This is a genomic window from Nocardioides sp. P5_C9_2 (assembly GCF_054049555.1).
Genome location: NZ_JBFUMD010000122.1, coordinates 1 through 8,692 on the forward strand (window position 1 = coordinate 1; position 8,692 = coordinate 8,692).

Genomic DNA, 8,692 nt, shown 5'->3' on the forward strand with positions numbered 1-8,692 from the left:
GCGTACGGGAGGATGATCAGCGATCGGTAGAGGGTGCGCCCCCGCATTTGCGGGTTGTTGAGCGCGATGGCGACCAGGAGTCCCAGCGCGAACGTGATGGCCACGGTGCCGATCGCGAAGGCGAAGTTCCACACCAGGATCCGCAGGAAGGACGCGCGGATGGTGTCGTTGGTGAAGACCCGCACGAAGTTGTCGAAGCCGACGTTGACCTTCCAGCCCTGGGCGAGGTCGCGTTGCGAGCCGTCCTCGCTGACGAAGGAGCCCTCCTCGTCGTCCGCGGTCCACACGTTGCCGGTGGCGGCATCGGTGATGCAGTCGCACTCCGCGTCGTAGGACTGCTGGGGTGCTCCCTCGAACGCGGCCGACAGGCCCTGGCTCTTGATCGCCCCGTCCTCGGTCGGGACGCTGAAGGCGGTGATGTCGTCCTGGCGCGCGTTGACCTGCGGCACCGTCAGCACGGTGTAGTCGTCGGCGCTGGTGATCTTGCCACCGGGGGTGGCGGACTCGAAGGTCCCCTCCTCGAGCGGCTCGAGCCCGTCGGCGGTGCCGGCGAAGCTCTCCTGCGAGTCCGGGTCGGCCAGCAGGAAGACGATGTCGCCCGTCGCTGCGTCACCGTCGGTGGCCAGGGTCAGCGTGTAGATCGTGGAGTCGGGAACCTGCTTGACGGAGGCTCCCTGGATGGCCGTGATCGCCTGTTCCTTGGTGCCGCGGTGACCGTCGCTGAAGTTCGTGAACGCGGTCGAGACGGTGTAGAGGACGGGGACGATCTGGAAGGCGATGAGGAAGAGCGTTCCAGGCAGGAGGTACTTCATCGGCACGGCGCGGGGGGACAGGTAGACGTAGAACGCCAGTGCGGTCACGACCACGACGACGGCCATGCCCCACCAGTTCTCGCTGCGGATCAGTGGGAGGGCCGCGAACAGGGCGACTGCCGCCACCAGGGCGAGGCCGATGACCTTGATCATCAACATCAGGGGGCTGCTGGTGCCGTCGGCGCCGAGTCCCCACCTGGATGCCTTGCGTCCCGGGGGCGATGCGGTGCTGCCTGCCACGTGACTCTCCTCGACGTGATCGTGGGCGGTGGACCGGCTCCCGGGGCGTGCCGTCGGCACGCCCCGGGAGTGCAGGGACTACTTGTTCATCGCTGCTTCGATGGCCTTCTCCGCGGACTTGATGGTCGACTCCGGGTCGGCGCCGCCGATCACGGCTGCCTCGGCCTTGCCCAGCGGGTCCCAGACCGCCGCCATCTCCGGGATGCTCGGCATGATCTGGCCGTTGGCGGAGCCCGCCGCGGCCACGGCGGCCACGGCCGGGTTGTCGCCCTCGATCTGGCTGAGCGTGTCGGTGTTGGCCGGCACGTTCTTGGTCGCCTCGAAGAGCTGGGCGCCGACGTCGGCCCGCGACCAGTAGTTGGTCACGAACTCCTGGGCGAGCGTCTTGTTGGCGCCCCCACTGGCGACGTACGCCGCGTCGACGGTGATGAACGGAGAGGCCGGGTCCATGCCCTTGAAGCCGGGCACCTCGGAGACCTCGTAGTTGACGTCGCTGTCGTCGATCGTGGTCAGCTGCCACGGGCCCTCGACCAGGAAGGGGGTCTTCCCGTCGGTGAACAGGGCGATGGCGTTGTCGGTGTTGACCGAGCGCTTCAGCACCCCCTGGCCCTTCTCGCCGAGCGCGCCGATCTTCTCGTAGGCCGCGATCGATCCCGGGGTGCCGACGCCGAGGTCGGTYGGGTCGAAGGAGCCGTCGTCGCCCTGGCCGAACATGTAGCCGCCGCCCGAGGTGTAGAGCGGGTTGATGAAGTAGGGGTTGCCGGTGTCGCTCACGGGCCAGGCCAGGGGCGCCTCGGCCTTGCCGGACTTCACGGCGGCCTGGCCGGCCGCGATCATGTCCTCCATCGTCGCGGGGGCGTCGGGCGCGAGGTCGGTGTTGCGGATCAGCACGATGTTGTTCATCGTGTAGGGCATGCCGTAGGTCTGACCGTCGAAGGTCACTGCCTGGAGGGACAGCGGCTGGAGCGTGGAGCTCGTCGCCTCGGGGATCTGGATCGGGTCGATGGTGCCGTTCTGGACCAGGTTGCCGATCCAGTCGTGGGCGCCCATCACGACGTCCGGCGGGTCACCCGCCTGGGCGGCCGTCACGAAGTTGGCCTGCAGCTCGGAGCCGGGCAGGACCTCGACGGTCACGTCGACGCCGTTCTCCTCGCCGAAGGCCTTGCCGATCTCGGTGGTCGCGTCCCCGCCGGGGCCGTCGCCGACCCAGATCGTGAGCTCGCCGCCGCTCGCCGCCGGGGTGTCGCTGCTGTCCGTGCTGGCCTCGTTGTCGGAGTCGCCGCCTCCGCAGGCACTGAGGACGAGGCCGGCGGCCAGGAGGCCTGCCGCGGCCCTCATCGTACGAACTCTTGTGTGCATGGGTGGAGCTCCTTCGCGGAATCGCGGGTGGTGGGTGTTTGAATGGGGCCCGATCGGGCGAACCGCCTTGCTAAAACGATTTGGCAAGAGTAAACAGTGTGACGTGAGCCACGTCAAGACCGCCGTGGTGACAGGTCGGACACGGCGGAAGGGCCCGGTCGATGCGCTCAACGGGGAGGCCGCGGGTGCGGTTGCGCGACGTCGCGGAGCGCGCCGGGGTCTCTCCCACGACGGCCTCCTTCGTCCTCTCCGGGCGCGACATGCGGATCTCCGAGGAGACGCGCCAGCGCGTCCTGCGCACCGCGCGGGAGCTCGACTACCGACCCAACCTGATGGCCCGGAGCCTGCGCACCCAGCAGAGCAGCACGATCGGTCTGGTCGCCGACACGATCGCCACCGGCCACTACGGCGGCGAGCTGGTCCGGGGCGCCATGACGGCCGCGCTCACGCACGGTCACCGGCTGCTGGTGTGCGAGTCGGACGGTGACCCCACGCTCCAGGCCACGCTCGTGGAGGACMTGGTCGGGCGACAGGTGGCGGGCCTCGTCCTCGCGACCGCCTCGCACGACCGGGTGTCGACGCCGGGCGGCGCGAGCAGCCTGCCGGTGGTCCTCCTCAACTGCGTCAGCGACGCGTCGTACCCCTCGATCCTGCCCGACGAGACGGCAGGCGGCCGCGCGGCCGCCGGGCTCCTGGTCGAGGCGGGGCACCGCAAGGACGTCTGGTTGGTGGGGGAGACGCCGGCCGCCTCACTGCCCGGCACGGAGCGGCTGGCGGGCATCGTCGCCGAGCTCGCCGGGGCCGGCGCCGGTGTCGACGCGCACCTCTCCTGCCCCTGGTGGCCCGAGGCGGCGTACGAGGTGATGGTGCGGGCGCTGGAGAGGGGGGAGCGGCCCCGGGCGGTGGTGTGCCTCAACGACCGCATCGCCCTCGGCGTCTACCAGGCGCTCGCCGAGGCGGGCCTGCAGGTGCCGCGCGACGTCTCGGTGGTGTCCTTCGACGACTCCGAGCTGGCCAGCTGGCTGCGGCCATCGCTGTCGACGATCGCCCTGCCCGAGTTCGAGATGGGCCGGCTCGCGGTGGAGTCGTTGCTGGGTGCGGAGACACCTCCCGCCCACCGGCGGGTACCGATGCCGGTGCGGGTGCGCGAGTCCGTCGGCCCGCCGACGATGTGACCCAGGCCACCTGAGACTCCCGTCCCCAGGGGTGCTCCGCGTGTACCTTGAGCGCGGTCCGACCCCGACAGGAGGCCCTCGTGCGCATCGGTATCCCCCGTGAGTCCCGGCAGGGCGAGACGCTGGTCGCCGCCACGCCCACGACCGCCGGCCGGTTGCAGGCCCTCGGCTACGAGGTGGTGGTCGAGCGCGGTGCGGGCACCGCGGCCGCCCAGCCCGACGACGCCTTCGAGGCGGCCGGCATCCGGGTCACCGACGCCGAGGAGGTGTGGTCGAGCGACGTCGTCGTCAAGGTCAACGCCCCCACCCCCGACGAGATCTGGCGCCTGCGAGCAGGAGCCACCGTGGTGTCCCTGATGGCGCCGGCGCGCAGCCCCAAGCTCATCGAGCAGCTCCAGGCCCAGCGGGTCACCGGACTGGCGATGGACGCCGTCCCCCGCATCTCCCGTGCGCAGGCGATGGACGTGCTGTCCTCGATGGCCAACGTGGCGGGATACCGCGCCGTGGTCGAGGCCGCGCACGCGTTCGGCCGCCAGTTCACCGGCCAGGTGACCGCCGCCGGCAAGGTGCCGCCCGCGCGGGTCTTCGTCGTCGGCGCCGGGGTCGCCGGGCTGGCCGCCGTCGGCGCAGCAGGCGCGATGGGCGCGATCGTGCGCGCCTTCGACGTCCGCCCCGAGGTCGCCGAGCAGGTCGAGTCGATGGGTGCCGAGTTCGTGACGGTCGACATGGAGCAGGAGGTCTCCTCCGACGGCTACGCCAAGGAGATGACCGCCGACCAGGAGGCCGCCACCGCAGCGATGTACGACGAGGAGGCGCGCAACGCCGACATCGTCATCACCACCGCGCTGATCCCCGGACGCCCCGCGCCGCGCCTCATCACCGCGGAGACCGTGGCCGGGATGCGTACCGGGTCGGTCATCGTGGACATGGCCGCGGCCAACGGCGGCAACGTCGAGCTGACCCGGCCCGACGAGCAGGTCGTCACCGACAACCTCGTCACGATCCTGGGCTACACCGACCTCGCGGGCCGGTTGGCCGCCCAGACCAGCCAGCTCTACGGCACCAACGTGGTCAACCTCCTCACCCTGATGACGCCCGGCAAGGACGGCGAGCTGGTCCTGGACCTCGACGACGTCGTCGTCCGCGGCATCACCGTGGCCCGCGACGGCGAGTCGATGTGGCCGCCGCCCCCGGTGCAGGTCAGCGCCGCCCCGGTCGCGGCGCAGCCCGCGGCCGTCCCGGTCGTCCAGGAGCCGCCGAAGCCGCCCGACCCCCGCCGCAGGATCTACGGCGCGGGCCTCGCGGCTGTCCTCTTCGCCCTCGTCGCGGCGTACTCGCCCCCCGACTTCCTGGGGCACTTCACCGTCTTCGCGCTCGCGGTCTTCGTCGGCTACTACGTCATCTCCAACGTGGCCCACGCGCTGCACACCCCGCTCATGAGCGAGACCAACGCCATCTCCGGGATCATCGTGGTCGGCGGCATCCTCCAGGTCGGCAGCGAGAACCTCGCCGTCACCGTGCTGGCGCTGGTGGCCGTGCTGGTCGCCAGCATCAACATCTTCGGTGGCTTCCTGGTGACGCTGCGCATGCTCGAGATGTTCAGGAAGGACTGACGTGAGCGACTTCCTGACCTCCGACCAGCTGCCGGGGCTCATCCAGGCGGCGTACATCATCGCCGGCATCCTCTTCATCGGCGCGCTCGCCGGGCTGTCGAAGCACGAGACCGCCAAGCGCGGCAACCTCTACGGCATGGCGGGCATGGCCCTGGCCCTCGTCGCGACCCTCGTCCTCGCCGCCCGCAACAGCCAGTACGGCGACCAGCGCCCGCTCGGCGTGACGCTGGCCCTGATCCTGGTGGCGATGGCCATCGGCGGGTCGATCGGCGCCTGGCGGGCCCGCACCGTCGAGATGACCGGGATGCCCGAGCTGGTGGCGATGCTGCACAGCTTCGTGGGCCTTGCCGCCGTGCTGGTGGGCTACAACTCCTGGATCGAGCTCCACGACCTCGGCGGCGGCGACACGGTGCACGACGTCGAGGTCTTCGTCGGGGTCTTCATCGGTGCGGTGACCTTCACCGGCTCGATCGTGGCGTGGGCCAAGCTCAGCGGGCGGATGACGTCGAGCCCGCTGATGCTGCCGGGACGCCACCTGCTCAACCTGGGCATCCTGGTCTCCTCCGTCGCCCTGGCCGTGTGGTTCGTGGCCGACGACGGCGACACCGCCCTGGTGCCGCTGCTCATCATGACGGCGCTGGCGCTGGTGCTCGGCTTCCACCTCGTCGCCGCCATCGGCGGCGGCGACATGCCGGTGGTCGTCTCGATGCTCAACTCCTACTCCGGCTGGGCCGCCGCGGCCGCGGGCTTCATGCTCGACAACGACCTGCTGATCATCACCGGGTCGCTGGTCGGCTCCTCCGGTGCGATCCTCAGCTACATCATGTGCACGGCGATGAACCGCTCGTTCGTGAGTGTCATCGCCGGCGGCTTCGGCTCGACCGGCGCCATCAGCGGCGAGGAGCGCGACTACGGCGAGCACCGCGAGATCACCGCGCAGGAGACGGCCGAGCTGCTGGCCGATGCACGATCCGTGATCATCACCCCCGGCTACGGGATGGCGGTCGCCCAGGCGCAGTACCCCGTCGCCGAGATGACCAAGAAGCTGCGCGAGAAGGGCGTCGAGGTGCGCTTCGGCATCCACCCGGTCGCCGGCCGGCTGCCCGGGCACATGAACGTCCTGCTCGCCGAGGCCCGCGTGCCCTACGACATCGTCCTGGAGATGGACGAGGTCAACGGCGACTTCCACGAGACCGACGTGGTGCTGGTGATCGGCGCCAACGACACGGTCAACCCCGCCGCGCTGGAGGAGCCGGGCTCACCCATCGCGGGCATGCCGGTCCTCGAGGTCTGGCACGCCAAGGACGTGGTCGTCTTCAAGCGGTCGATGGCCACGGGGTACGCCGGCGTCCAGAACCCGCTGTTCTTCAAGGACAACTCGCGGATGCTCTTCGGTGACGCCAAGGACCGGGTCGACGACATCGTGCGCGCCCTGGGCTGAGGTTCGTTCCCGCGTTGGGTGGCGGGTCGCGGTGGCGGTGGCGGTCGCGACTCGCCACGGTGGCGGTCGCGGGTAGCGGTGAGCAGGCCACATTCGCGAGCCGTGGAATGTGGCTGGGTGACCGCCGCGAGGGTGGGACACGTGTCCGCGCGATCGGGGGGTGGGCAGACCACGTTTCCGCACCGTGGAATGTGGCTGGCTCACCGCTCTCGGGGGTGGCGGGAGCYGACGTCGGCGCAGGCCGGGGCAGGCAGGCGCGAAAGAGCGTCAGATCCCGCCCACCAGGGCGCCGATGGCGTAGGTCACCACCATCGCGACGACGCCGCCGCCGACGTTGCGGAGCACGGCGCGTCCGGCCGGGCTCTGGCCCAGCTTGGCGCTCGCCCACCCGGTCAGCGCGAGCGCGATCACCACCGAGACGCCCGTCACCCACAGTCGCGCGGCCGGGGGGCTCAGCGCGATGGTGAGCAGCGGGAGCAGGGCACCCACCGTGAAGGCGAGCATCGAGGCCCACGCGGCGTGCCACGGGTTGGTGAGCTCGTCGGGGTCGATGCCCAGCTCTGCCTCCGCGTGGGCCCCCAGGGCGTCGTGCTCCGTGAGCTGCACGGCCACCTGGAGGGCGAGGTCCTCGCTGAGGCCCTTGCGCACATAGATGTCGGCCAGCTCCGCCAGCTCCTCCTCGGGCTCCTCGACGAGCTCGCGGCGCTCCTTGGCGAGCAGCGCCTGCTCGGAGTCCCGCTGGGTGCTGACAGAGACGTACTCACCCGCGGCCATGCTGATCGCACCGGCGACGAGGCCCGCCACGCCGGCGACCAGGATCGCGCGGTGGTCGGTCGTCGCGCCGGCCACGCCGACCACCAGGCCGGCCGTCGAGACGATGCCGTCGTTGGCGCCGAGCACGGCGGCCCGCAACCAGTTGAGGCGGGCGGCGAGGCCCTCGTTGTGGGGTTCGTCGTCGTGGGGACCGATATCGAGGTCGGCCGCTTCGGTGCTCATGGGTCCATCGTCCGCAGCGTCGGTGCGCCGCGCAACGAAGGGGAGCCTGCGCTTCCTAGCCGAGCGGGAACCGGGCGACGACCTCGTGCCGCGCTCCCCGTCGCGGACCCTCGCCGAGGTACGACGCCACCAGGGCCACCTCGTCGACGGTCCAGGACGGGCCGACGTACCCGTCGAGGAGCCGCACCCAGCGGCTCACGTTGGCCGGGCTGCCCAGCCGGGCGAGGGTCAGGTGCGGACGGAGGCGCTGCCCGTCGACGACCGCGCCGGACGTGCTCGCGGCCGACCGGGCCCCCCGGGACAGGGCGTCGAAGTCGCCCTCGAGCCCCGCCCACAGGACCCGGGCGCGGTCGGGGTCGGGGAAGGCCCCGCCGCCGGCGACCCGGGTGCTGAACGGCTCCCGACGGCTGGCCGTGGCGGCGAGCCGGTCGAGGAGCTCGTCGACCGAGCGGTCCGCGACGTCCTCCATGAAGGCCAGGGTCACGTGCCAGTGCTCGGCCGGCGTCCAGCGCCAGCGCTCGCCGGGGCGGGCGCCTGCGTCGCGGCGTACGGACAGGAACTCGTCGAGGTCCTCCGTGGCGGCCGCGGGCGGGACGACCGCCACGAACATCCGGGTCATCAGCGCCCCCTACAGGCCGAGGTCGCGCCCGATCAGCATCTTCATGATCTCGTTCGAGCCGGCCCAGATCTTGCTGACCCGGGCGTCACGCCACGCGCGGGCGACGCGGTACTCGTTCATGTAGCCGTAGCCGCCGTGCAGCTGGACGCAGTGGTCGAGCACCTCGTTCTGCACCTGGGATGTCCACCACTTGGCCTTGGCGGCGTCGACCGCGGTCAGCTCGCCGCGGGTGTGCTTGAGCACGCACTGGTCGACGTACGCCTGGGTGACCTCGACCTGGGTGACCAGCTCGGCCAGCAGGAAGGAGTTGTGCTGGAAGCTGCCGATCGGCTGGCCGAAGGCCTTGCGGTCCTTGGCGTACTGGACGGTCTCCTCGAGGATCTGCGCGGCGTGCGCGAGGTTGGTGACCGCTGACCCGAGGCGCTCCTGCGGGAGGA

At 71.1% G+C, this 8,692-nt stretch carries 7 protein-coding genes and 1 pseudogene; 3 read left to right on the forward strand and 5 right to left on the reverse strand.

Features of this window, described 5'->3' with window-relative positions; all coding sequences use genetic code 11:
* Both ACXJKL_RS08345 and ACXJKL_RS08350 read right to left on the reverse strand, forming a co-directional pair.
* A pseudogene (locus tag ACXJKL_RS08345) lies at nt 1-1,052 on the reverse strand (hypothetical protein); the annotation flags it as partial.
* A gap of 78 nt (nt 1,053-1,130) precedes the next feature.
* Entirely contained in the window at nt 1,131-2,390 is a 1,260-nt protein-coding gene (locus tag ACXJKL_RS08350) for a sugar ABC transporter substrate-binding protein (RefSeq protein WP_457206598.1), read from the reverse strand.
* Nucleotides 2,391-2,572: 182 nt separating this feature from the next.
* Between ACXJKL_RS08350 and ACXJKL_RS08355 the strand changes: the two genes are divergently transcribed.
* The 3 genes from ACXJKL_RS08355 to pntB all read left to right on the forward strand — a co-directional run bounded on the left by ACXJKL_RS08355 (nt 2,573) and on the right by pntB (nt 6,640).
* Complete coding sequence (locus tag ACXJKL_RS08355) at nt 2,573-3,586, forward strand: LacI family DNA-binding transcriptional regulator (RefSeq protein WP_457206599.1); 1,014 nt, start codon at nt 2,573-2,575, stop codon at nt 3,584-3,586.
* Between the two features lie 80 nt (nt 3,587-3,666).
* The gene (locus ACXJKL_RS08360) at nt 3,667-5,199 is read left to right on the forward strand and encodes a Re/Si-specific NAD(P)(+) transhydrogenase subunit alpha (RefSeq protein ID WP_457206600.1); all 1,533 of its coding nucleotides are present in this window, start codon (nt 3,667-3,669) and stop codon (nt 5,197-5,199) included.
* A 1-nt stretch (nt 5,200) separates the two neighbouring features.
* A complete protein-coding gene (pntB, locus tag ACXJKL_RS08365) occupies nt 5,201-6,640 on the forward strand; it encodes a Re/Si-specific NAD(P)(+) transhydrogenase subunit beta (RefSeq protein WP_457206601.1) in 1,440 nt (479 codons plus the stop codon).
* Between the two features lie 267 nt (nt 6,641-6,907).
* Here the strand turns inward: pntB and ACXJKL_RS08370 are convergent, their stop codons facing one another.
* The 3 genes from ACXJKL_RS08370 to ACXJKL_RS08380 form a co-directional block, all read right to left on the reverse strand.
* Nucleotides 6,908-7,636, reverse strand: coding sequence for a VIT1/CCC1 transporter family protein (locus ACXJKL_RS08370; RefSeq protein ID WP_457206602.1), 729 nt, complete (start codon nt 7,634-7,636; stop codon nt 6,908-6,910).
* 55 nt (nt 7,637-7,691) lie between these two features.
* A complete protein-coding gene (gene thpR / locus ACXJKL_RS08375; RefSeq protein WP_457206603.1) occupies nt 7,692-8,255 on the reverse strand; it encodes an RNA 2',3'-cyclic phosphodiesterase in 564 nt (187 codons plus the stop codon).
* Nucleotides 8,256-8,264: 9 nt separating this feature from the next.
* Nucleotides 8,265-8,692 (reverse strand): acyl-CoA dehydrogenase family protein (locus ACXJKL_RS08380; protein WP_457206604.1); only part of this gene is annotated, 428 nt, incomplete at its 5' end.

Coding starts and splice junctions, on each gene's coding strand:
- ACXJKL_RS08370 (WP_457206602.1), bottom strand. CDS start 7,636: ATGAGCACCGAAGCGGCCGACCTCGATATCGGTCCCCACGACGACGAA.
- thpR (WP_457206603.1), bottom strand. CDS start 8,255: ATGACCCGGATGTTCGTGGCGGTCGTCCCGCCCGCGGCCGCCACGGAG.